The sequence below is a fragment of the Nostoc sp. genome (genome assembly GCF_036919555.1).
GTDB lineage: Bacteria > Cyanobacteriota > Cyanobacteriia > Cyanobacteriales > Nostocaceae > Nostoc.
Genome location: NZ_JBALCS010000068.1, coordinates 11942 through 36235, shown reverse-complemented (window position 1 = coordinate 36235; position 24294 = coordinate 11942). Strand labels below are relative to the sequence as shown.

Sequence of the window (24294 nt, the reverse complement as noted above, 5' to 3'; positions counted from 1 at the left end):
CTCGTAGTACATATCGACGCGTCATGGTTGTCAAGAGTCTTGATTCTTTTTTAGCAGTTCTGATTCCAGTTTACCTAATTGATGACACGCCCTAAGATAGATGAAAATAATAAAACTATTAAGCAAAATACTATTCAAAAAGTTGATTTATCTAATTAGGCAGTTTTTATGAAAATAGCATATGTAATTTTGGCACATAAATATCCGGAACAATTAGTACGTCTTATTTATAAACTAAACACAGATGATGTTTCATTTTTTATACATATAGATAAAAAAGCGGATGATAAAATTTATCATCACGTACTGACTCAACTCAAGGATTTTCCAAATGTCTCTTTCATAAAAAGATACCATTTAGCATGGGGAAGTTTTGATATTGTCAGAGCTAGTCTTAAAGGAATAAAATCAATAGTTGAAACAGGTACTTATTTCGATTATGTTATACAATTATCGGGTCAAGACTATTTGATAAAGTCAAATGAACAGATTAATAAGTTTCTCCAGAAAAATAAAGGTAGAGAATTTATAGAGTATTTCTCACTACCTTGTAAAAAATGGTATAAAGGAGGTTTAACAAGATTAGAATATTGGCATATCCGTTGGAAAGATAAAGATTTTTGTATCCCAGAAAAGCGTGAGTTTAAATCTCGCATTAACTCTTTCTTATATTCATTGTTGATTTTGCTTTTACCGAAAAGACATAAATTTCCTGAAGGCTTTGCTCTTTATGGAGGTTCAGCATTTTGGTGTCTAACGGGAGAATCCATAAAATGGATAAATGATTTTGTTAAGCAAAACCCTAAATTTGTTAATCGTTTTAATTACACTTATTGTCCAGATGAATTGTTTTACCAGATCCTAATTTTAAATTCCCCTTTTAAGGAAAAAATTATTAACACTAGCTTGACATATCTAGAGTGGTCTAACGTTAATGCCCTTCACCCAAAAATTTTAGAAAAAAATGATTTGGAGAAACTTAGAGAATCGGAAAAATTATTTGCCAGAAAGTTTGATATGACTATAGACCCGGATATATTAGATATGATTGATAAAATGATATTGAGTAAATCTTAACTTGCAAACAAATTTTGAATTTTGGTAGTAGAGAAGAAATAATTAATTGTGATTTGCAAAATAGGGCTGCATATATTTAGATTAATTACTTGGATAATAGTCTTGCACAAAGACACAAACAAGCAAAGTACTTGTTAGCGTTTTTGCGTGAGATTTACAGTGGATTTTATATAAATAAACCAGAGTAAGTAGGATGGGCATGGTAATGCCCATCCTACAAGGGACGAAAAACTTTCGCAACTTTCACTAAATTTACGTTAGCTAGTGGAATGATTAAGTTGCCCGATCAATTTTTTGCACTTCTTGATCAGATAGTTTCACATTGATAGCTTCTGCTGAGTCTTCAATGCTGGAAATCTTGCTAGCACCAGGAATTGGCAAAATAGCGGGCGATTTGGAACGCAACCACGCTAAAACGATATTATACACAGACACGCCTTTTTCTTTAGCTAACTGAGCGATCGCAGAAATATCTTGCAAGTTCTGATGGCGACGACTACCACCAAAGGGACTCCAAGGCAAAAAGGTCAATCCTTGCTGTTCGCAATACTTCAACACGCCGTCATTTTCTGGCTGTCGTTGCCAAGGGCTGTATTGATTCTGCACCGAGACAATATCCACCACATCCCGCGCTCGCTTAATTTGTTCAACGGAAAAGTTAGAAACTCCCACAAACCGAATCAAACCAGCCTCCACTGCTTCTTTAACTGCTGCAAGGGATTCTTCAATGGTGTAATTAGTATCGGGGGAATGGTATTGCCAAATATCAATGGGTTTGGTATTACCTAAAGCCTCAAAACTGACTCTAATTGTTTCGCGCAAATGTTCTGGGTTGCCGTTGCCTGTCCAGTTGCCATTGGGACGCATCAACCCGCCCTTAGTTGCCACAATTACTTGGCTAACATCGCCTTTGTAACTACTAAGTGCCTTGTGAATTAGCCGCTCGTTGTGGTGCTTTTCTGACTCATCTTTGCAGTAAGAATCGGCAGTGTCAATAAATGTAATACCCAACTCTAAGGCACGATGAATAACTTGGATTGATTGCGATTCGGGAGGGCGATTAGAAATTGACATGGGCATACCACCCAAACCAATCGCACTCACAAATATACCAGTTTTTCCTAGCTGTTTGGTTTCCATGCTTTTAGCTATAGCTTTCTGCCCCAATTATCCATCAGTTAGTCAAAGCTTTTTTAGCGATTCATCAGAAATCTTCCCTAGTACTTAGACTTGGTGATCAGTGAATGGGCTACAAAGGGAATACTCTACTCAGGGGTTAAATATTCTATATACAAGTACAGATGAAAATTGTAGAGGAAACCCGTACCAGATTGCAGCTAAAGCATCGACCACTCGGATATTGGTTCAGTGGTGGGTGCATTTTTACTATCTGTTTAAGCTTTTTGATTTACTGCTTAGTTTTTGATTCTGCTTCAGTTAAACTAACTTGCGATCGCATCTCACCAAACCAAATTAACTGTGAATTGAAGCGGTTTAATTTGCTGGGAAGTATGGAGAAACTCAAAATGTTTGATCCCCAGGAAGCATACATCCTGACAAAGACTGGTAGTAAAGGCTCGAAAAGTTATCAAGTTATGATTGTGACTCCATTTAGAGACTTTGCCCTACTATCCCATGCTACCTATCAAGAGAATCAGGAAGTTATCTTTAAAATCAACGATTTTATCAACTCTGGGCAAACTTCCCTATTAGTGGAGCAGAATCAGCGAAATTATCTATTTTTCTTAAATTTATTTACATTGATTATTATGGCGATCGCTGCTTATTTTGCAACATCACCTGTAACTATCTGCACCTTATACAAGAGTATTGATAAGGTATTTATCGAACGTAAAAGTTTGCGTGTCAACGAAGTTATCGAACATCCACTTGAAAATATTCTGCGTTTTGATATCCAAGAAAAGCAATTTAAATACTCTAAAGCTTATCGGGCTGTAATTGTGCTGAAATCATTCAAGGAAATCCCAATTAATCCACAATACACTCACGAAAGTAGCATTAGATATGCAGTTTATAGGATACACTCATTCCTAAGATTTTAACAAAAATTAGCCGCACTAAGTACCACTAGGCTCATAGACTGAAGTCATAGATCGCTGACTTCTCTAGGAAGTTACGGATCTTGCCGATCACAAATGATTTAGGATTGCTATATAGACACGGAACGCCGAGATTAAGTAAGTTTGAGTCACTTTTAACTAAAATTTTACAGCATTCTCGATTAGCAGCATTTTTGGTCAACTATAAATACTCACTTTGTCAGTTTGTCTATTTAAGCTATTTTGGTAAATAAAAGTAAGAAGCCTAGATGATCGGCTGTTATTCTACACTGGACATATAGCATTGTGAGTGGAAAACGTCTGCCAGAAACCATTGCCCATGTCAGAATTACCCGCCAATCCTGGCAACACGGCTTCCTTGAGGGCGAAGTGAATGCGGGTGAGTTTGAATGGCATTTTCAGTGGCATTTTCGCCGGGGAGAACTTGCCGTCAAGCCTTCCCAAGGTCGCGCCTTAATTAAAGAACCCCTCGGTCGATTTTTGGAGCAACAAGATTACCAACTAGAGCCTGGAGGAGACTATGCTTTTACTATTCGGGCGGAACTTTAAAAGTTAGAAGCGATTCAACCTAGAATTGGCTGACTGCTGATTCAGTGAGGCGATTTAAGTATCTTTCGATTAAGAGGATGGCAACAATGTCATCTATCGGCCTTGGTGGCTGTCGCAGACCTTGTGGTAATAGCTTTATTAGCCCTTTGGGCGGGTACATTTGCCAATAGCGATCGCGGGCTTCTAAGGTTGTATAACGCTCATCCACTAAAATAATACTCAGAGGTTCTGTCAATTCCTGATATAATTGCTGTCTCCACTGCTTGGCTGTAGTTTGGTCGCCCATGACCATCAAAGAGATCGGAAACTTTTGACGCAGTGTTTCAATGGTAGCGATCGCCTCTTTTGCTAGCACGACCTGATGATAATACACTTGCCGATCCAGTCCCATCACCGCTAAACCACACTTGTCTCGACCTGGATCAAACCCCAAGATGACTGGTTGCGTTGGTGAAAATTCACGGAAATTCATAAGAAATTCAAAATTAAGAATTAATAAATGCAATTATAGTAAGCATTTTAGCTGCTGTTCAAATATGTTTAAATCTTAGTGTACAAATAATTTTTTAAGTACTAAAAATAATTTTTCCGTTGACTATTGCCACTAATTTTACTCTCAATGGCCCGGCTGTATAAGTGTCCTCTGCGGCGATCGCTTTGATCTCCAATGGTTGATTATACTGTCTTAATTGGCTGACAAACCGCAGAAAAGTCCCCTCTACTTGCACATTTTCGATGATTCCGGCGTTACGGGCCCGAAATTGGGAAGCAGAAATCAGTATTTCCAGGCGCTGCTGTAACTGATAGGATGTCATGGTTTTGGAATCGGTAGTAGTTGTAGCCAGCACTGCGCCACCCGAAAAAACCAATTGATTCCGGGCTGTATCGGCGAAAAAATCTATCTGCTTTTCTCCCCTAACGTAATTACCAGCCGAGAAAATTCGCACCACGTATTCTTGACCATCGCCAATCTGCTTGCTCAACTGATCAATCCGATCCTGGGTCACGCGCAGTACTACATTTGCAACATTTCCACCAGGCTCACTTAATTCGAGGTTGGCGTTGCGATTGGCTTCTTGTAAAAGTTGTAGCACTGTCTGACGAGCAGCACCAGGTTGGGTAACACGAATTACACCAGCAGACAGAACTTGCCCGCGAACTAAGGCTAGTTTACCTAGACGTAGGTCGCGGTAGGACTGATAATATTTTTCCAGCCTTGCAACTTCCAGTTCTAGTTGCTCTTGTTGTGCTTCCAATTCTTTGAGGCGCGATTCCCGTGTGGCAATCACTTGCTCTCGCGCTGCAACTTCTAGATTACGCTTTTGAATTAGTTGATCTAGTTGGGCAATTTTTTGATCGCGTTGTTCTATAACTTCTTGGCGGTTAGCGAGTTCGCGATCGCGTTTTTCAATCGCTGTTTTGGCTTCGTCAATGGCTTTTTTAGCTTCAGCGTAGAGTCGTTGACGTTCTGTTTTCAATAGCTCAACTGCCGCCTGTAGCTGCTTTCTCTGATTATAAACACTTTGGAGTTCAGCTATGGCTTTTTGGTATTGAGTTACAACCTGATCTAGCTGGCCTTGAGTGCGTTGGAGTTGAGTTTGAGTTTGAGCTTGTTGACTAATGGTGCGGTTCAACTGAGCTTGTGTTTGGAGTTGTTTGGCATTCGCCGCCTGCAAGAATTGATTGATTACCTGCAAATCTTTTTGTGCTTTTGCTTGGGCAATTCTTGCTTGATTTAGCTCACTCTCTACCTGACTTTTCTGAGTTTGGGCGGTTTTTAGCTGTTCCCGCTTCTGTCTGAGGTCTGTTTGAATATCTTCTAACTCAAAGACCCCCTTTCGCAAGCCTTCGTCGGCAGCGAATAAAATCCCTAATGTTGATGCTGAAATCAAACCACCCGTAAAAATAGTTACCAGTACAGCAGTATTTTTCGGGCGGAGATTAAAAAGTGAGAGGCGGGCTTTGCCAACTCGTGTGCCGATGCGATCGCCCACGGTTGCAATTACGCCTCCCAGAATTAAAATTGCTGCGATGAGGATGTATCCGGTGGTCATCTTTAGCTACCGAAATCCTTCCAGATACAGCCTACTACTTTTAAGCATTGTCTGTGGAGAAGTGGAAATTGACAATAGCTGAAATTACTCAATTTTAGATTTACCTCTAGCTATTAGTGTCATCTTTCAAAACACAACAAGGGCCGACTCCCCTTTCTCCAATTGTTTTTATGTGAACTGCCTACTTAAAGTAACAGGTTTATGCACAGTAATCTTCTTTTTGTGGATAGAAATCATCTTTTTTTCACGCAAATCTCCCAGTAGCCTAGTAACGGTAACACGAGTTGAACCAATTGCTTCTGCGATCGCTTGATGAGATAACTTCAGATCAATAGTGATCCCATCTGCACAAGGAACGCCAAAATCCCGACAAAGAATTAACAAAAAACTCACCAACCTAGAACCCATATCTCGGTGAGCGAGAGTTTCAATCATCATCTCCGTTTGTAAAATGCGCGAAGACAGACCTCGCAGCATTAACATTGATAATTCGGGATTTTCCTTGAGTGCTTGCTCCACCTGTTCAATTGGCGCTGACAGTAATTCCACAGGCGTAAATGCAACCGCATGGTAAAACCGATCCGACTTATTTCCTGTCAGCAATGACAATACACCAAAAACACTATTTTCCCGCAGCAATGCTACCGTTATTTCCTCTCCTGCCTCGTACACCCTGGAAAGTTTAACAGCACCTTTCAAAAGAAAATAAACTCGTTCGGCAGGATCTCCAGGAAAAAAGATCGTTTTATTGCGTTCAAACGTTTCCACAACTGGCGGAAACGCCCCGGTCGCCATCTGACGAAATACATTTGCTAGGGCTTTATCTTGTGTCACAATCATCTCCCTTCCCCTACCCAATGCCGGAAAAACAAAAACTGATTACCTAAGAATACACCCGAAAAATGAATAAAGCACCGTCAACGTTTCTGTACTTTCCTATACTCAAACTAATCTCTTCATAACTCTTTGTTCATAATGATACATAATTGTTGATCCTTTCAGCTATTAATTGTTGATAAGTAGTTCCAATAGCTGTATTTAAAAGGTTTTTTAAAGAACAAATAAAGATATTTTCACAATATCTTTAGGAAAAATCAAGATTTTTGTTAAAGCAAACACTCTTACCAATATTCATTTTTGCAAATCCTGTGTAAAACAAAGACAAAACGTGCCTCAGATTCTAGTATGCTCCTAATGATCGATCGCACTAAGAATTTATATGCTAAATCTGACTGGAAAAAATGCCCTTGTTACAGGTATTGCCAATAACCGCTCGATCGCCTGGGGCATCGCCCAACAGCTGCACAAAGCTGGAGTAAACCTGGGTATTACCTACCTGCCGGATGAACGCGGCAAGATGGAGAAAAAAGTCGCGGAGTTGGTAGAACCCCTCAACCCCAGCTTATTTCTTCCCTGTAATGTCCAAAATGATCAACAGATTCAATCTACCTTTGAGGGAATCCGCGACCAGTGGGGGAAGCTAGACATCCTCATCCATTGTCTGGCCTTTGCCAGCAAAGACGATTTAACTGGAGATTTTAGCCAAACCTCTCGTTCTGGCTTTAACACTGCCTTAGAAATCAGTACCTACTCTCTGGTGCAGTTAAGTGGTGCAGCCAAACCTTTGATGACAGAGGGAGGTAGTATTGTCACCTTGACATATTTAGGCGGTGTCAGGGCAATCCCTAACTATAACGTTATGGGAGTTGCCAAAGCGGGGTTAGAAATGAGTGTGCGTTACCTGGCTGCTGAACTAGGGCCGCAAAATATCCGCGTCAATGCCATTTCCGCAGGACCCATCCGCACTTTGGCATCTTCAGCAGTCGGCGGGATTTTGGATATGATTCATCATGTAGAACAAGTAGCTCCCCTAAGACGCACCGTTACTCAGCTAGAAGTGGGCAACGCTGCGGCTTTCTTGTGTAGTGATTTGTCCAGTGGGATTACCGGACAAGTTCTATATGTAGATGCAGGATATGAAATTATGGGAATGTAAGATAATTTGGGCATTGGGCATTGAGTATTAGTAAAATTCTTGCCCATTTCTCATTTTCCATTACCCGTGCCCTATGCCCCATGCCCTATGCAAATTAGCAAAGTTAATTCAAACTACGATCAGTTAACGAAAACTCCTCGGATTGCCACTGTTCACCGCACCACTGGTGAAACTGATGTGCAAGTTACAATCAACCTAGATGGTAGGGGAACTTGTACAGCAGCAACAGGTGTTCCGTTTTTGAATCACATGTTGCATCAAATTGCTTCCCACGGGCTGATTGATATAGATGTCCAAGCCAAGGGAGACTGGGAAATTGATGACCATCACACCAACGAAGATGTAGGCATTACCTTAGGACAAGCTTTGAACCAAGCACTAGGCGACAGAAAAGGCATTGTCCGCTTTGGTAATTTTCTCGCACCACTGGATGAAGCTTTAGTTCAGGTAGCGCTAGACTTTTCTGGACGTCCTCACCTCAGCTACGGCTTGCAAATTCCTACCCAGCGTGTAGGAACCTATGACACCCAACTCGTGCGCGAATTCTTTGTAGCACTCGTGAACCATAGCCAAATGACACTGCACATTCGGCAATTGGATGGTATTAATTCCCATCACATCATTGAAGCGACATTTAAGGCGTTTGCGAGGGCAACGCGGCTAGCAGTGGAAATCGACCCCCGCCGTGCTGGCGTGATTCCCAGTTCTAAGGGTGTCTTGTAGAAGGCAAGCAGGGGAAGCAGGGGAAGAAAAAACTCTTAACTCCTGTACAGACGCGATTAATCGCGTCTCAACTCCTCTACAGAAGCGATTAATCGCGTCTCAGAACTTACTCTGTTTGCAATAATTGACAGACCAGGTGGTGATGGTTATTATCAGGCTACCGGGTAACTTGTAATTAATATCAAGCTGGTAAATAGTGATTTAACCAAGATGAAGTCTGTTGCAGATGACCTTGATTCTCAACTTAATACGACAGACACTCCGCCAGTAGTCCTAACTTCTGAGTTGCGAAAAGTCTATCGCACTGGTTTTTGGCTAAATCAAAAAGTCGTATGTCTCAAAAACTGTTCTTTAACAGTTTACAAAAGCGAAACCTTTGGGTTGCTCGGTCCAAATGGTGCGGGTAAAACCACTCTTTTAAAATTGTTGCTGGGAATTATTCGTCCGACCTCTGGACGGGGATTATTATTGGGTGAGCCACTAGGCGATCGTAGTGTTAAGCAACATATCGGCTATCTGGCCGAAAATCCCTATTTGTATGACTATCTCACCGGCTGGGAATTTTTGCAGCTAGCTGCTGGGCTATTTCAAATTCCCCAAAGTGTGCAACGACAACGCATTCCCCAACTGCTGGAATTAGTGGGTTTATCCCAAGCCGATGCCCGCAAAAAGCTACTGCGCCGCTATTCTAAAGGAATGCTACAGCGTGTTGGTATGGCACAGGCGCTAATTAACGAGCCAGAATTGGTTTTTCTCGATGAACCAATGTCTGGTCTTGATCCTGTAGGACGCTACCAAATGCGGGAAATTATCCTAGCGCTCAAAGCCGCCGGGAAGACGATTTTTTTCAACAGCCACGTTCTTAGTGAAGTAGAACAGATTTGCGATCGCATTGCCATCCTCGCTGAAGGTGAACTAATTTGCTCTGGTTCCCTCAATGAACTCTTAGGTGGGGAAAACACATATCACATTAAAGGTCAAGGTGGTGACTGGGAAATTCTCAAAAAATGGATACCCACTCTCAGATTTGAGCCTGATGGTTCCTGGCAAGGTACATTACAAGATGATTATTATGATTTCCTCGCCAGTCTTCGGCTCATGGAAGGTAAAATTATTGCGATGAATTTGTCCCGTCACTCCCTAGAAGAGTTTTTTATTCAACAAATCCAAAGAAAAAATAACTCACTCAATTAGTCTTCTTGCTTCTTGCCAAAGAGTAAATTATGGGTTATGTTGAGGAACAAAATCCAAAGCTTCTGCCTTTTTGAGTTGATCTTTCTCAACGCAAACCCAGAAAAAATAAAATTCCGATCTCTTATCAAGGTTATTTGTATTTATTAGTTAACAAAAAAATTATTGTATAAACTGCGTTTAGTTGCGTCAATCCTATATTTTTTGATAATTGCTCTATTTCCGCAGCATTAACTTTAAGTTAACTTCACTAAAAGTTCAAATTCAATAAACAAATTTCCTCCGGAAAATCGCACTTTTCGAGGAAAATAAGAGTGTCGGGGAACTTGAATACTTAGGTATAGTCAAAATAAAAATGTTTAGACAGTACTTTATTGATCGTAGTTTCATAGTCTCAGGTAAATATGCTTAACACAAGTTTGTTTAAATTTCTAACTCAGCCAGTTGTGGGTGTGGCTTTGTTAAGTGCTGTCAATGTCGCTGTGCCATGTGTCAGTCTAGCTCAGGGACAACCATTACCACCAACTACACAAACACCAACCACATCAACACAATTAGATACTAATTATTCATTAGGAGGCGGGGATCTCATCCGTGTAAATGTATTTGAAGTCCCCGAATATACAGGTGAATACCAAATTCCGCCAGGTGGAGCGATCAACCTGCCTTTAATTGGCAGTGTATCAGTTCTCGGTTTTACAACTGAACAGGCTGCTGACGAAATTGCTAGAAGATATGCTCGCTTCCTGAAACGTCCCTTAATCTCAGTCAATTTGTTATCGCCTCGCCCCATTAATATTTTCGTTGCCGGAGAGGTGACACGTCCAGGAGCTTATACCCTGAGCTTGAGCGGAGGCGCAGGGAACAATCCGGGCGTACAATATCCCACTATATTGGCCGCATTGACAACAGCACAGGGAGTAACCTTGGCTGCGGATGTGACTCAAGTTCAATTACGGCGTAAAATAGGACGTTCTTCAGAGCAAACCGTCAGCGTTAATTTAAAAGAACTCATCCAAACAGGCAGATTAACACAGGATATTACCTTACGGGATGGAGACACTATAGTTGTGCCAACTGCAACCAACTTCAACGTTGCAGAATCCCGCAATATATTTGCAGCTAACTTTGCCGCCAGCCAAACCACACCCCGCACGGTAACAATTATTGGTGAAGTTAACCGTCCTGGTTCATATCTTGTCACCCCAGGCAACACAGATGCTCAGGCCGGCGCAACCACTAACAGTGGCACTGCCAGTCCCACTGGTTTACCAAATGTGACGCGGGTAATTCAACTAGCTGGGGGAATTACAGCACAGGCTGATGTTCGTAATCTTAAGCTACGCCGACCGACAAGAACTGGCTCAGAACAAGCTATAGATATTAATCTTTGGCAACTATTGCAGAGTGGTGATGCCAATCAAGATATCATTGTGCAAGACGGAGATACAATTGTTATTCCGACAGCAACTGAAATCAACCCCGCAGAAGCCACTCAATTAGCTACCACTACTTTGTCTCCTACATCTATTCAAGTTGGTGTGGTAGGTGAAGTTAAAAAACCAGGTTTAACACAGGTTCAGCCGAATAGCTCTTTAAATCAAGCTATACTCGCTGCTGGCGGATTTAATGATGCCAGAGCTAGTAGTAAGGCCGTTGATTTGATTCGCCTCAACCCTAATGGTTCTGTCACTAAACGTATAGTAAAAATGGATTTCTCCGCTGGGATTAATGAGCAAACTAATCCCATACTCCGCAATAATGATGTTGTCGTAGTCAGCCGATCTGGCGCAGCTAGCTTTGGCGATACCGTAGGCACTGTAACTGGACCTCTAGGTATTGTCTTAAATCTTCTGAACTTGTTCGGACTCTAGTTTAAGATAGGACTTACGCAAAAAACGTCTCAAACTCTTATTCCTCCGTGTCGCGCCAGTTGCTTCAAGTCGGGGAACCCGCCCAACGCACTGGCTTCTCTGCGTCCTCTGTGGTTCGATTTTCCGTTGCTTGTGCGTAAGTCCTATAAGAGATAGATGCAAATTGGGGGCGTTGGTCAACCCTCTTCGTCCCTAAAATTGCACTATCCTTGAATCAAAGCTCAATAGTCAAGAGTTAATATCGCTCTTCCATCACTCTCACTAATTAAAAATCGAAGCTAACTTTTAAACCTTATATAGCAATACGCTTGGGTTAGTGCCAAAAGCCTTAACCCAAGCTGCCTTATATAGGAAGAGGATTGAAGCCTTTATTTTCTAACAGAATGCTATTAATCATGATTTTTTGGTTAAAAGCCTTGTGCCGTAGTAACTTTGGCTTTATTGTTTGCTGACAGGATTTTTTTACACACTTTGTTGTAAGTACTCAAGTTTATTATGATAATGAGAATATTTGATAAGGCAGAGGCGATAAATGATAGTCTCAGCCTTCTTTTTGCTTTTTTATTTATTCTCATTATCATAAGAATTATTTAAGTAAATTAACCGATTGATAACAGATATACTATCTTACCCACAGATACCGCTTATACACAGTAGAATGATGTCGAATTGGAAATGATGCCATTTGTACGGTTGCTTGGTGTCCATTAATGGGTAACTCTGGGTACTGATAATTTTTCTTCAGTACTTTTACCAGATAGTTATTGTTTTGTAGAACACAGGGTGAAGGAGGCAGGAGGCAGGAGGTTAATCTTGTAGTGTAGGCTTCAGACCTACACTGATTGCAGGACACCAAATCAGAGATTTGGAGTGGGGCTTAAACCCTTGCTCACCAGAGAGGTCGCGGCACGAGACAGAGAGAGAGTGGTCACTGAGCCTTGCTGAAGTGCAGTATTCCTCCTGCCTACTACCTCTCTTGCTAAAAATGCATTTCATTCATATTTACGCGAAAATACCCAGGTATAAACCTCAGAAATTCGTGTATTAACTTGTACTCAACCGTTACACGACCGGATCGAATACTGAGTTACTGACTAAGGCTAGAGCTACTGACCGTTGACGATTCAGTTTTTACAACATACCCTATTTTTCCCTATGATGATTCATGGTTTCAGTTTTCTCAGTTTGAGCGCATCTCTTGTACTTCCCTGGGCATTAACAGGTCTGGTTCAAGGACAGAGAATAACAGAGTCTTTAGTTAGAGATGTTCGTCAGTCATCCACTGTTCAAGAAATGCGACTACCTAGCCGCAAGCTGATTAGCTCGGTATCAACCGCGACAACATACTATGTTAGTGGTAATGGAAACGACAGAAATAGCGGACTCACTACCTCATCCGCCTTTAGGACTATTCAAAGGGCAGCAGATCTGACTGACCCTGGCGACACAGTATTGATTATGAACGGAGTGTACACAAATTCACGCAATGCTGGCAGTGTGGTAAGTATTCAACGTTCTGGAAATGCCCAAGCATGGATTAGGTATAAAGCATATCCCGGGGATTTCCCAAAAATTAAGCATAATACATGGAGTGGTATCGGGTTGTCAAATGGAGTTTCATATATCGAGATCAACGGGCTAGAGGTCATAGGCAACAATGCCAACATCAGCCTTGGTTATGCATTAAGTCAGAAGTGGAACTCATCAAATCCGCTTACAAACGGAAGCTGCATAAACATTGAGGGACGCGATCGTCCTGTTCATCACATAAATATTTTGAATAATAAAGTGCATAACTGTGGAGCAGCAGGTATCTCAGTAATCGGGGCTGATTATGTAAAGGTGGATAATAACACTGTGTTTAATAACGCCTGGTATAGTGTCTATGGTAACAGTGGCATTTCGTTGTTGATGAATTGCAATACTGACAACAACCGGGGATACAAGATGTTTGTTACCAACAACAAGGTCTACAGAAATCGCATGTATATTCCCTGGATTGGATCTGGAACAATCTCAGACGGTAATGGCATTATTGTCGATGTTTCAAAACTTGGTAAAAATGGTCCATATCGAGGACGAACTTTAATTGCAAACAATATCAGCTACAGGAATGGCGGTTCGGGTATTCATACCCATGAGAGTGAGCATATCGATATTGTCAACAACACGGCATATGATAACGGGCAAAGTAAGAACCTTAAAAAAGGGCAAATATATGCTGGTTATTCATCTGATGTCAATATTTTCAATAACATTATCTCTATTAACCCTGGTCAAAAGGCGAACAGCAACACGAAGAATACCAACGTCACCTATGACTACAATCTTTACACCAAGGGTGCTGTAATCACTGTGATGGGAGCTAATGATATGATTGGAGATCCAGACTTTATGAATCCCTCAAATGCTGACTTTAGACTCAAAGCAAGGAGTGCGGCGATCAATAGGGGTTACTATTGGAAGGATTTGAAAACTGATTGTACAGGTAAACCTCGTCGTGCTGGTAGATATGATATTGGGGCATACGAATATCGGTAATGTTTATATCATGTCCTGCTATCTGTCGATCGTTCCGTCAGGCTTAAGTCTACCCATACACAAAATTAGGACTTACGCATTGACAAGAAAACCAAAATATGTCTAGTCGGAAAACGTATATCTGTACTAGGGGCAATTCATAAATTGCCCCTACGCGCGGGTATATTTACCATCAAATAATGATTAATAAAAGCCTAAAACGGCCTATTTTGGTAAATGCATACCATGATTATTTTGTACATTCTATAAGTCCTAAAAATTAGCCCTTTTAAGCTGAACGTTTGTACTATTAAATAAATGACGTTTTAACCCGATTTTGGTATGTTGGCGTATGCGTAGGCGTAGCCCGCCCTAGGCATCGCTTAATTTACAGTCCAAAAATTTGGAGTTTAATGCATAAATTCTTTGTTCAATTCCAGCCGATGCCTGAAATGCCGTAAAAAGTTTGATAGTACATACAGCAGATATCAAGTTAGTGAAGTACACCATCTAAGCCTCAAAGCTAGGCACAGAGCCTATTCTAATTCTGAATTCTGACGCCTCGGCAGAGCGTCTCCGGCTGCGCTCCTGAATTCTGCTGTATGCTGGCCTTCAAAGGGCTAGTCCTGAAAATAATAAGCTTGTGAAGGCAGGCTTATTATTTTCTGGCTAATTAAACAGACATGATATACCAGTTATGGTGTTCATGTTCAGTTCACTTAGGAGACAAAATTCTCGTTTATACAGAGCTTTTGTCTGGAATACGTTTTTGTTGCTTAACCGCTTTTGTCAAATCTTGATGACTAAAGTATTCTTTAGCATGGTTGAAATAACTACTAGATTCATTTTTATCAATAATACCATTCACGACTAAACCTAAGACATTGTGACGGGATCTCTCTAGCATTTCTTCAGCAGCAGCTGCACTGTTAGAATCAATTACCTCTGGTCGAGCTACTAACAAAATCCCATCAGTCATTTGGCTTAAAGTCAAAGCATCAGCTGCCAAAAGGAGGGGAGGAGCATCAATTATGACAAAATCATAGTTATATTGAGATGAGAAATTTTCAATTAGTGATGCCATCCGTTTTGAGTCAAGCAAAGCAAGTGGGTTGGGAGGTCTAACTCCAGCAGTTAAAACATCAAGGTTATCCATTACCTTAGATACAGCAATCTCAAATTCAGCCTGACCTACAAGAACCTCACTCAAACCAACTGCATTGGTTAGTTGCCAGAGATGATGCTGAGAAGGAATTCGCATATCTGCATCAATTAATAAAACTTTACGTCCTAGTTGAGCGATCGCTGCTGCCAAATTAGCTGAAACTGTAGACTTGCCTTCTTTAGGAACTGCGCTAGTTACCACGATCGTTTTGAGTACTTTATCTGAACTCAGGAATTTCAGATTCGCTTGAATCATCCGATACATTTCGCTCGTTAAAGAGTGGGGAGTGTCTCTGACGGCAATTATTTGAGCTGTTGATTCTGCATTGGAATAACGAGAGGGAACCTTTTTAACAGACAAAGGAACAATTCCCAGCAAAGTATATCCAAATACATCTCTAACTTCTTTAAGTGTTTTTAGAGATCTATCTCTCATAGCTAGGAAGAGCACTGTTGTAGTAGCAAAGAATAAACCGAACATCACTCCTAGCACCAAAACAATTATTTTTTTGATTAGTACTTGCTTTTTGGGTACTAAAGCCTGAGAAATAATCTGAGAAGTAGCTGCATTTGTATTCTCAACTAACTGTAATTCTTGAACCTTTTTCAATAGAGTTTGATAGGTCGATTCTGCGACTTCAACTTTCCGTTCTAACTGCCGCTCATTTTGTGCCAATTGGGGTATGAGTTTCACTCGCTGTTCGTAGCTAGAACGAGAATTATATAGAGAGGAGAGTCTTTTAGTTAAGCCAAAGCGCTGTATTTCTGACTGCAAAAAACTTTGGATCAGGCTTTGTCTGAGTTGTCCAATCTGCAATTGGCTCTGGGGAACTTCTCTTTGATTGCCAATAGTCTGACCAACTTCCTGTTGCAGGAGAGATTTTAAATTAGCTTTTTTTGCTTCTAGGTTAATAACTACGGGGTTGTCATCTAAGAAACGGCTGCGCTCAACCGCTAACTGCCGCTCAGTGTCTTGAAGTTGTGTAAGAACTCCCTGTACTGCAGGTGACTGACTGAGAGCACTCACAGCGATCGCGTCCTGAGAATTTAGCTCTACTTTCTGGCGCAGTTCATTGGTTTGGGCGTTTACCTCATCCAGTTGAGCCTTAACAGTATCCATCTCACTGTCTAGATTTCCAATAGTCGCAACGGCTGACTGTGTTTCCGCTGTTAAATCTGCAATCTGATGCTTTTGTTTAAATATACGTAGTGCTACTTCTGCATTATCAACAGCAGATTGAGTTTGAGGAAGCTGCTTGGCCATAAATTGACGAGTAGCTCCCGCCTCAGAGCGATTTGTCGTAATATCATTTTCTAAATAAAAATTCATAATTGTATTGACCACTGCCGCTGCTTCTTCAGGGTCATGGCTGGTATAAGTAATTCGCAAGACATCTGTCCCACCAAGAATTTTTACAGTCAGGGTTTTTAGTAGCGCTTCTACTTCCAGAGGTTTACCTTCGTTGTCTTTGAGTTGTAGTTTGTCTATTGTCCGCTGCAAAAAAGTAGGCGAAGAAATAACTTCTATCTGACTGCTTATGGGATTTTGAGTTGCTACCAAGGGTTTCAAATCTCCTGTGTCTCCTCCTTCCGCGAAACTAGGCGAAAGACTAGTTCCAGCTATTTTAAAAGCGGGAACTCTAAATAACAGTTTTCCTTCTGCCTCATAGGATGGCTTCATCAATAGTGTAGCTATAGCACTGAGCATAACTGTAGCTACAAATATCGCAGTAGCAGGTCGCCACAATCGTTTCAATATCAATAAGTAACCACTAAGGTCTAAATCAATAGATTCTCTAGATTCCATAAATTTTTCTGACATAAATCTTCCAAAGTACAGGTCTTAAGCAAGAAACTAAAAATTGACTTAGAGCAGAGCAGTGGCAAACCAGTGCAATTGACAAGACTGATATGATTTTACAAATAGTATAGACTATTGGAGTTAAAAATTTAGTTCCCGCTTGGGGCACAAATGTGACACAGTTATTGAGCTATTGAGCAAAAACTTTGATAAATTTAGGATTTGGGATGAGTTAAAGATATCCTAACTGTAACAGCGTAAATCAACCCTTGAGCAGTAGGACGTTCAGTTAAAAACTTTTTGCCATTAGCCATTAGGATTAAAATTTATTTCTGGATTATCAAAGGCTTGATTATTTTTCCTCAAACAAATAATATTATATGGCTCTACCACTTGTCAAATCACTCATCCTAGCCTAGCCAAAGTTCCTCAGCCAAGTAAAAAACTTGCCGTCTAGTCAGTCGGCAATTTTTGACCATAACATCTACTCACTACTCAAGCTCACTTAATAGTGATTCTGAAAAGTAGCTACTAGCTTTGCCAGATTTTATCATAAGCCTCTAACAGTTTCGGAGCTTGATATTGCCACTCCAGTATCTCCTCCATTCTGCGTCGCCCCTCGGCTCCTATCTTTTCTCTACGTTCAGGAGAATCTAGAAGCTCCAGAATTTTTTCTGCAAACTCCACCTCATCATTAGGCTTGGCATAAAGAGATGCTTCCTGTGCAGAACGTCTTCCCTCTCGCAAATCAAACTGGACAATTGCTTTTCCCATCGCCATGTATTCGAGGATTTTATTCATCGTGCAGTTTTCGTTATAAGCAGATGTTGGAGACGGTTCTACACACACGTCGCAACTGGAAAGCCGCTCTAAAAGTTCTTCCCCTTGCTTAAACCCTGTAAATTCTACGAATTCAGTCACTTCTAACTCTTTAGATAAGTCCTTGAGTTTTTCAGCTGCAGGCCCACTACCGATTAGCATAAAGTGAATATCAGAGCGATTTTTTTTCTGGACAATGTAATCTACCATTCTCAGGAGATAATCAATTCCCTCTGGTTCGCCCATCACACCCATGTACCCTACCAAATAGTTTTTACCTCTACGGTATTTGGGGTTTGGGGGCATTCGGCGAAAGCGCGAAAGATCAGGCGCACTGCGAACTACAAAGACCTTCTCTGATTTCTTGTGCCCACGGTTAAGAGCTACCTCTCGGTGTGACTCGTTCGTTGAAATTGCCATGTCTGCTGTGGCATAGGTCAACCGTTCAGCCCAACGTAATCCATGATAAAAAATATCGCGCCGTTGATACTTAGCTTCATACATCTCCGGACTGAGGTCATGATGATCAAAGATCACCCATGTGCCATGAAATAATTTAAACCATCCTGCTACTAAGAAAAGTAAATCCGGCGGATTACAAATATGTATAACATCAAAACCACGCTCTCGCCATACCCTTTGAGTTAGACGGAATTGCCAGTTAATCGCCCAACTGTACTCTCGGAGATAGCCAATGACCGAACTTTCTTCCGGTGGGAGAGGATGACGGTAGATGTGAATCTGCTCAATAACTTCGTAGTCTTTTTCAAAACCATTACCTGTCGGTGAAATTACGGTAACTTCATACCCAGCTTTTTGCAAAGTAGTTGCTTCCATCCATACCCGCCGATCAAAGGGAACTGGCAGATTTTCAACGATAATTAGTACTTTCTTTGGTGATGCCATAATAATCTCAATTTTTAATTAGTTTAGTAAAACACTCAGTTGTCAATTATAAAATCTACCTTACTTTGGGTAACTTCTAGTCATACCTGGCAAAACTGGGCTGCATAACCTACATATTTGCATCCTCACCATTTTCAGTCTTACAGTTATTAGCTGTTTACACTCAATTTATCATCTGAATTTAACACTGAACGATATAAATCAAGGAAAGAAAGCCAGTGGTTTTTGATATCAAGAGGAAAAACACTTGTTCTCGCCTTAGATCCTAGAGAAAGCCTCAGAGTCTCATTTTCAATCAAAGACTTAATCGCATCTGATAACTGCTGAACATTACCTGGATTAACGATTAATCCATTTTCAGATTGAGTAACTATTTCAGGTATACCTCCTACTGGTGTAACTATGACTGGTAATTCCCAAGCCATTGCTTCCAGCATTGATAATGGAAGACCTTCATTGTAAGAGGGCAACACAAAAACATCTGCTTCAGTTAAAAGAATATCACGTTCATGTGAACCTATCCAGCCAGGCAATTTGATATAATCTTCTAAATTTAAAGTCGTAACTAAATTGCGTGCTTGTTCTATCTCTCCATCTCCTGCCATGATCAGATTAGATATACTTTTATGTTCAGTGGGCAAAAGAGAAAAGGCTTCGATCAAATCAAATGCGCCTTTACGTTTACCAATTCGTCCTAAAAAAAGTAAGTTCGCTTTTTTAGATCCGGAACGGTGTGGAACTTCAGCAGGAATTTTTACTGGATTATAAAAAACTACAACTTGTTCAGGTTTCAGACCAAGGTTTTCTATGTAGAAACTTCTCCAACTTTCGGATAATACAATTAAGCGTTGACACTTGCAAAATACCCAACTTAGCAATTGTTGTAGCCATTTTGCAAGTTCAGCATAGAAAACATGAAATTGACTACCGTGAGCATGTAGAATTATCCGCTTGTGAAATACCCAAGCTAAAAGTACCATAATTGCCTGTCGGAAAACACTGCCGCGCTGTGAAATTTCAAGTTGAACAATATCAACTTCTTCCCTGATTAACATCCACAAAAATTTATATATAGCGCTCAAGAATACCATGATTTTGATTGCTAGAGTTCCTTCTTGGTGAGTAATAATATGACATATGTCAACTTCAGAAGGAGCATACTCCAAAAAAAGCTTCTCGTAATTGGAAATGCCACCTTGCTGGAGTAAGCTAGGACCTAACAGGATAATCTTGAGAGTTTTAGTTCGACACATAGGCTGTACTTTTTCAATAATTGGGCTATCCTGGGTTAATGTCTCAACAAAAGAATCAGAATTTATCATTGCTTTTCAAAGACCTCATGTTTCATTCTCACTGAGAAACATGCCGCTACATAAAGTATCCAAGTCAAACTATTCGATTCCAGTAAGTTAGATTCAGCAAGGCTAGCTATAAATATATATGTCATATGCATAAGTGGCCAAATATCTAATGCGCTTTTACTACCACGCATCCAAATGAATCCTTGCAGATAACTGCGCCAAAATCCTAAGAAGAATAACCCTAACCCTAGAAGACCTAAATCAAGGCAAAGAGCCAGATAACCACTGTGGGGGTGGTTTGGAGTCCATCCAGCATTGAGCCAAATATAAGCGGATTCGCCATCCCATCCTTGCCAGAATCCGCCATAACCATAACCGATCCAAGGATGTTTCCAAATCATATCGATTACTAATGGCCACAAGTCTGTTCGACCCGTCAGTGTCGCATCTTTACCAATTGAATTTAACAGGACACCAGCGTTATTAGATAACCAAAAATATAAAGTTTGGCTGATAGTTGCCATCATTATTAGGGTTGGTACCATCACCTGGTATGGCCAACGCCAAATTTGAAAAGCAAAAAATGCCAATATTATAATTAATAGATTAAGTAGAGATGAAGTCGAACCGGCAAGCAGTAATAGTAGTATTGACAAGCTAAACCCCCCCCAGAAAAACCAACGATGTCTTTGACTTCGTTGATAACCAAGGATTAAAAAAACTATACTACTGGTTACCATCCTTCCTCCCAAACCGTTTTTGTGCGTGAAAACTCCACGCCACAGTGGTTTACCAAGGTCGCTCTGTAGCCCGTATTTAGGCAAGGCTAGAGCGAAAATGAAACTCAATACTATAATAATCCCAAAAGTCCAAGCAAGTAAATAGAATTGCTGTTTTAAGCTGTATCGCGAAACAAAATACAGGCCAAACAAACTGGAACCAATGAGGGTCAAACTATTTTTTAATGTTGTCGAGGGTTCAAAAGACCAAATAATAGAAACAACTGCCAACATTAATAAAGAATAAAGGAAGATATCTTTACTAAAAACAAGGACATAAAGAGTTTTCTTCCAACGCAGAACTAGTAGTAGTAAGGTAATTGCATAGATTACGAAAAAAGCAATCCGATTCAAGGAGCTATCATATTCTACCGCCTCATCCTGTCCTGCTCCTCCTGACAGGACGAGAGTTAAAATTGCCCCTGAATAAATTAGCAAGGCTGCAACTGTGAATCCCTGCTCCGCATAAATTAGTAGTTTTCTCATAAATTAATTAATATTTTGCATATTCATTTTTCTATAATAAATTTCGGCTGTTTGAGCAGCAATATTTGACCAATTTAAATCTTCTTGACAACGAGCTAGTGCCGCAGTTTGCATACGTTGTTGCAAGTCGCGATCGCTTAACAAACAAATTATGGCATCAGCTAGAGCTTTAACATCACGAGGTGGAACTAACAACCCATCTTTTTTATGCTGAACTATCTCACTCAATCCCCCTACCTCAGAAGCTACAACCAGCGTTCCCATTCCATAAGATAAAGCTGCCACACCACTTTGAGACGCTTCGATGTATGGCAGAACTGTTACTGTGCTGCGTTGAAATAGATTACCTACTTCTTCAATGGGGATAAAGTCATTGATAATCTCGTAGCGTTTTTCATCATAACCATTAGGGAAATACTGCATGATGTTTTCTCCCCTTCCAGCAATAATCAGCTTGACTTCAGGTATAGATTCAGCAATTAAGGGCATAGCCTCAAGTAAATATTTCAATCCCTTATAGGGCAAGATGCGTCCAAAAAATAGCAATGTATATGGCTCACGGGCTTGAATATTTAGACTACCCCGACGCTGATACAAACTACCAAGTTCTCCATGAGGTAAAACATTGACTCGGTCTTCAGGTATACGAAATTGTTCAATTAAAATCTTTTTTAGTTCATGAGTATGGACAATCAATTGTTGGGAACGGTAGAAGGCAATACGCCTGGTATAATCGGAACCAAATACAGCAATTTTATCACCTGGGTGACGGAATATATCGTGGATAGTTGTCACCAATGGTGGCATCTTGTTAAGTAACAAAGTCCAATCGTACCAAAGATCATTAGTTTCTTGCACATGTAAAACATCTGCCTGTATGTCTTTGATGATATCCATCATAGTGCCCATAGCCAACAGATTGCGCGGGTCGCGAATCCGTGGTTTTTTAAAGCTAATCACGCGGATACTGGAATCAAGAACATTCCTACAGACATTTGACACTTTTTCTGGATGAATTAGCGTTAAATCAACATATTTAACCAGACTGTTTGCTAGTTCAATCGTGTAGTCTTCAAAGCAAAAATGTAATAAAGCAACTTTAATCATAATTAAAATTATATTCTCAATTAGATTATTTATTCCACAATTTTAGATGCCTTACTTGTATAATTTTATATTAAACAATTACTGCTCTCTTAAAAGTTTCATCCATAAAAAACGAAACCCACCAAATGCACGAATACCTAGATAAATCACAAATAAACCATAGGCACAAGTTGCAATAATTAGAGTGTATATAAAGTCTAAGCTAATTTTTTCCAATAAAATGAATATAGGTAGCATCAAAAAGCATATTAGTAAGGGTCGGCGCATAATTCGCCATAGATTTAACGAAAATAGGCGAGTATAGGTGAAGTAAATATACTGACTAAAACCAATAATAGTCATTAATAATGCCATTAAAGCTGCACCTAATAACTGATATTGGGAAACTAATGCCACACCTCCCAAGCTTCCTAATGTAGTGGTAATAACCACTTCACGCAGGTTAACTATCTCAAAACCATTGGCTACAAGTACATAGGACAGTGAGCGGGTAAAAGGCAAAAAAACCAGTGATACAGCACTTAAACGAAGGGCTAAATTTGCTTGAGCAAAGCTAGGATTATAGATCAAAATTAGTAAATCTTTACCAAAAAATAACAGCCCAATCAATAAGGGTAATGCCATAATTAGTAGAATTTCAATAACATTTTCACTTATCTGCCTCTGCCTTTCCCGTCCTTGCTCTACTGCCTTTGAAAATCTTGGAAACATTGCTAAAGTTATACTGTTAGCAATAATGGAAAAGGGTAGTAGCAATTGTGATATTCCACCAAATAGACCCACTAAAAACTCATTTCCTAACAATGAAAGAATCAATATTTGAACTCTGCCATTGAGTACAGCCATTCCTTCAATAGCAAAAAATGTCCGCGCACTTTTGATTGTATTCAAGACAAAATTCCCATCAATCTGCCATTCTATTTTGACTAACCGGGTGATGAAAATCCATTCAATTACTAAAATTAGTGTTTCCGAAAAACATAGAATCGCCCCCAGAGATTCAATTCCGTATTTCAATTGCATCGCCCAAATCATTATTATTACGCGTACGATGTACACTGGCACTGTAGAGATGGCAATTAGATGCATCTTTTCTTGAGCTTGAAAAATTGCCTCAGTGATGTTGGAAAGTGCAAAAGGAATGATCGTTAAGCCCATGATGTAGCAAATAGTCGAGGTTTTGGAGCTATAGGGAAGTAAAAATACTACAATTACCAATGCCCCATAACTGAAAAAACTAAATATTAACTGTAGCCAGGTACCACTCATTAAATAAACTGGTGTTTTTTGTGGCTCACGGGCTAGTTCTCTGGTAAACAATGTCTTTAGCCCCTGTGAAGCAATGCCCACAAATATAAAGTAGTAGCTATATGCTAGTAGATACTGTCCTAAAGCCTCAGCTCCTAGAGTACGAGCAATAAAAGCAGTTAATACAAAGGCTGTAATGCTTTGCGCTAACCGATTGACTATCATTGACAGGGAATTACTTATGAATTTGTACTTTTCTACCATTCTTAAATTATTAATCAGTTTATTTCGTTAATTTTGAATTACCAATACCTATAAATCTCATAACTTACTTTTTCTGATATACAGTTAGAAGTTTTTTGAGATGTTCCATAGATAGCAGTCATAGGAATCAATGACGAAAATGCATTTTCGTTTAGCTCCTATCATCGCACGCTTTAGTGTGCAACTCATGCCAAAATTTATTAGCAAATTTTTTGGGTTGTAAATTCTAAAGCTTTTATCGCGCTTAGACACGTATTTTTTCACTCAATAAAGTAGAAAAATCTAGATTTAATGCATGAAAAATTGTACTATCAAACTGCAATATTTGTATTAATACCTAAACTGTATAATTAT

The 24294-nt window shown here is 40.1% G+C and carries 18 protein-coding genes; 8 read left to right on the top strand and 10 right to left on the bottom strand.

Annotated elements, in window-relative coordinates:
* Positions 1–168: 168 nt before the first annotated feature.
* A complete protein-coding gene (locus V7K36_RS18655) occupies positions 169–1077 on the top strand; it encodes a beta-1,6-N-acetylglucosaminyltransferase (protein ID WP_335118145.1) in 909 nt (302 codons plus the stop codon).
* 273 nt (positions 1078–1350) lie between these two features.
* Here V7K36_RS18655 and V7K36_RS18650 read toward each other — a convergent pair whose 3' ends face one another.
* On the bottom strand, positions 1351–2217 hold the full coding sequence (locus tag V7K36_RS18650) for an aldo/keto reductase (RefSeq protein ID WP_335118142.1): 867 nt from the start codon (positions 2215–2217) through the stop codon (positions 1351–1353).
* Positions 2218–2378: 161 nt separating this feature from the next.
* On the opposite strand from V7K36_RS18650, the gene V7K36_RS18645 reads away from it, so the two are divergent.
* On the top strand, positions 2379–3140 hold the full coding sequence (locus V7K36_RS18645; protein WP_335118140.1) for a hypothetical protein: 762 nt from the start codon (positions 2379–2381) through the stop codon (positions 3138–3140).
* A gap of 303 nt (positions 3141–3443) precedes the next feature.
* Positions 3444–3707 carry a DUF3146 family protein gene (locus V7K36_RS18640; RefSeq protein WP_334824830.1) on the top strand — a complete coding sequence of 88 codons (264 nt, stop codon included), beginning with the start codon at positions 3444–3446 and terminating at the stop codon, positions 3705–3707.
* A 19-nt stretch (positions 3708–3726) separates the two neighbouring features.
* On the opposite strand, the gene V7K36_RS18635 is transcribed toward V7K36_RS18640, so the two are convergent.
* The 3 genes from V7K36_RS18635 to ntcA form a co-directional block, all read right to left on the bottom strand.
* Positions 3727–4179 carry a resolvase gene (locus tag V7K36_RS18635; protein WP_334824832.1) on the bottom strand — a complete coding sequence of 151 codons (453 nt, stop codon included), beginning with the start codon at positions 4177–4179 and terminating at the stop codon, positions 3727–3729.
* Between the two features lie 94 nt (positions 4180–4273).
* Positions 4274–5761, bottom strand: coding sequence for a DUF3084 domain-containing protein (locus V7K36_RS18630; protein WP_335118137.1), 1488 nt, complete (start codon positions 5759–5761; stop codon positions 4274–4276).
* Positions 5762–5929: 168 nt separating this feature from the next.
* Complete coding sequence (ntcA, locus tag V7K36_RS18625) at positions 5930–6601, bottom strand: global nitrogen regulator NtcA (protein ID WP_010998529.1); 672 nt, start codon at positions 6599–6601, stop codon at positions 5930–5932.
* Positions 6602–6980: 379 nt separating this feature from the next.
* Between ntcA and fabI the strand changes: the two genes are divergently transcribed.
* The 5 genes from fabI (at position 6981) to V7K36_RS18600 (ending at position 14086) form a co-directional block, all read left to right on the top strand.
* On the top strand, positions 6981–7757 hold the full coding sequence (gene fabI, locus V7K36_RS18620) for an enoyl-ACP reductase FabI (protein ID WP_335118135.1): 777 nt from the start codon (positions 6981–6983) through the stop codon (positions 7755–7757).
* 87 nt (positions 7758–7844) lie between these two features.
* On the top strand, positions 7845–8480 hold the full coding sequence (gene hisB / locus V7K36_RS18615; RefSeq protein ID WP_335118133.1) for an imidazoleglycerol-phosphate dehydratase HisB: 636 nt from the start codon (positions 7845–7847) through the stop codon (positions 8478–8480).
* Positions 8481–8690: 210 nt separating this feature from the next.
* The gene (locus V7K36_RS18610) at positions 8691–9674 is read left to right on the top strand and encodes an ABC transporter ATP-binding protein (RefSeq protein ID WP_335118131.1); all 984 of its coding nucleotides are present in this window, start codon (positions 8691–8693) and stop codon (positions 9672–9674) included.
* A 401-nt stretch (positions 9675–10075) separates the two neighbouring features.
* Positions 10076–11545, top strand: a complete 1470-nt coding sequence (locus tag V7K36_RS18605; protein ID WP_335118129.1) for an SLBB domain-containing protein — start codon at positions 10076–10078, stop codon at positions 11543–11545.
* Between the two features lie 1458 nt (positions 11546–13003).
* Positions 13004–14086 carry a right-handed parallel beta-helix repeat-containing protein gene (locus tag V7K36_RS18600; protein ID WP_335118127.1) on the top strand — a complete coding sequence of 361 codons (1083 nt, stop codon included), beginning with the start codon at positions 13004–13006 and terminating at the stop codon, positions 14084–14086.
* A 718-nt stretch (positions 14087–14804) separates the two neighbouring features.
* Here V7K36_RS18600 and V7K36_RS18595 read toward each other — a convergent pair.
* The 6 genes from V7K36_RS18595 to V7K36_RS18570 form a co-directional block, all read right to left on the bottom strand.
* A complete protein-coding gene (locus V7K36_RS18595; protein WP_335118125.1) occupies positions 14805–17051 on the bottom strand; it encodes a GumC family protein in 2247 nt (748 codons plus the stop codon).
* 510 nt (positions 17052–17561) lie between these two features.
* Positions 17562–18755, bottom strand: a complete 1194-nt coding sequence (locus tag V7K36_RS18590) for a glycosyltransferase family 4 protein (RefSeq protein ID WP_335118123.1) — start codon at positions 18753–18755, stop codon at positions 17562–17564.
* Between the two features lie 149 nt (positions 18756–18904).
* A complete protein-coding gene (locus V7K36_RS18585; RefSeq protein WP_335118121.1) occupies positions 18905–20077 on the bottom strand; it encodes a glycosyltransferase family 4 protein in 1173 nt (390 codons plus the stop codon).
* Positions 20074–21321 (bottom strand): O-antigen ligase family protein, encoded by a 1248-nt coding sequence (locus V7K36_RS18580; protein ID WP_335118119.1) that lies wholly within the window; start codon positions 21319–21321, stop codon positions 20074–20076. The genes V7K36_RS18585 and V7K36_RS18580 overlap by 4 nt, the downstream gene beginning before the upstream one ends.
* Before the next feature lie 3 nt (positions 21322–21324).
* Complete coding sequence (locus V7K36_RS18575; protein ID WP_335118117.1) at positions 21325–22428, bottom strand: glycosyltransferase family 4 protein; 1104 nt, start codon at positions 22426–22428, stop codon at positions 21325–21327.
* Positions 22429–22506: 78 nt separating this feature from the next.
* Positions 22507–23940, bottom strand: coding sequence for an oligosaccharide flippase family protein (locus tag V7K36_RS18570; protein WP_335118115.1), 1434 nt, complete (start codon positions 23938–23940; stop codon positions 22507–22509).
* Positions 23941–24294: the final 354 nt, after the last annotated feature.

Coding starts and splice junctions, on each gene's coding strand:
- V7K36_RS18655 (WP_335118145.1), top strand. CDS start 169: ATGAAAATAGCATATGTAATTTTGGCACATAAATATCCGGAACAATTA.
- V7K36_RS18650 (WP_335118142.1), bottom strand. CDS start 2,217: ATGGAAACCAAACAGCTAGGAAAAACTGGTATATTTGTGAGTGCGATT.
- V7K36_RS18645 (WP_335118140.1), top strand. CDS start 2,379: ATGAAAATTGTAGAGGAAACCCGTACCAGATTGCAGCTAAAGCATCGA.
- V7K36_RS18635 (WP_334824832.1), bottom strand. CDS start 4,179: ATGAATTTCCGTGAATTTTCACCAACGCAACCAGTCATCTTGGGGTTT.
- V7K36_RS18630 (WP_335118137.1), bottom strand. CDS start 5,761: ATGACCACCGGATACATCCTCATCGCAGCAATTTTAATTCTGGGAGGC.
- ntcA (WP_010998529.1), bottom strand. CDS start 6,601: ATGATTGTGACACAAGATAAAGCCCTAGCAAATGTATTTCGTCAGATG.
- fabI (WP_335118135.1), top strand. CDS start 6,981: ATGCTAAATCTGACTGGAAAAAATGCCCTTGTTACAGGTATTGCCAAT.
- hisB (WP_335118133.1), top strand. CDS start 7,845: ATGCAAATTAGCAAAGTTAATTCAAACTACGATCAGTTAACGAAAACT.
- V7K36_RS18610 (WP_335118131.1), top strand. CDS start 8,691: ATGAAGTCTGTTGCAGATGACCTTGATTCTCAACTTAATACGACAGAC.
- V7K36_RS18605 (WP_335118129.1), top strand. CDS start 10,076: ATGCTTAACACAAGTTTGTTTAAATTTCTAACTCAGCCAGTTGTGGGT.
- V7K36_RS18600 (WP_335118127.1), top strand. CDS start 13,004: ATGAACGGAGTGTACACAAATTCACGCAATGCTGGCAGTGTGGTAAGT.
- V7K36_RS18595 (WP_335118125.1), bottom strand. CDS start 17,051: ATGTCAGAAAAATTTATGGAATCTAGAGAATCTATTGATTTAGACCTT.
- V7K36_RS18590 (WP_335118123.1), bottom strand. CDS start 18,755: ATGGCATCACCAAAGAAAGTACTAATTATCGTTGAAAATCTGCCAGTT.
- V7K36_RS18585 (WP_335118121.1), bottom strand. CDS start 20,077: ATGATAAATTCTGATTCTTTTGTTGAGACATTAACCCAGGATAGCCCA.
- V7K36_RS18580 (WP_335118119.1), bottom strand. CDS start 21,321: ATGAGAAAACTACTAATTTATGCGGAGCAGGGATTCACAGTTGCAGCC.
- V7K36_RS18575 (WP_335118117.1), bottom strand. CDS start 22,428: ATGATTAAAGTTGCTTTATTACATTTTTGCTTTGAAGACTACACGATT.
- V7K36_RS18570 (WP_335118115.1), bottom strand. CDS start 23,940: ATGGTAGAAAAGTACAAATTCATAAGTAATTCCCTGTCAATGATAGTC.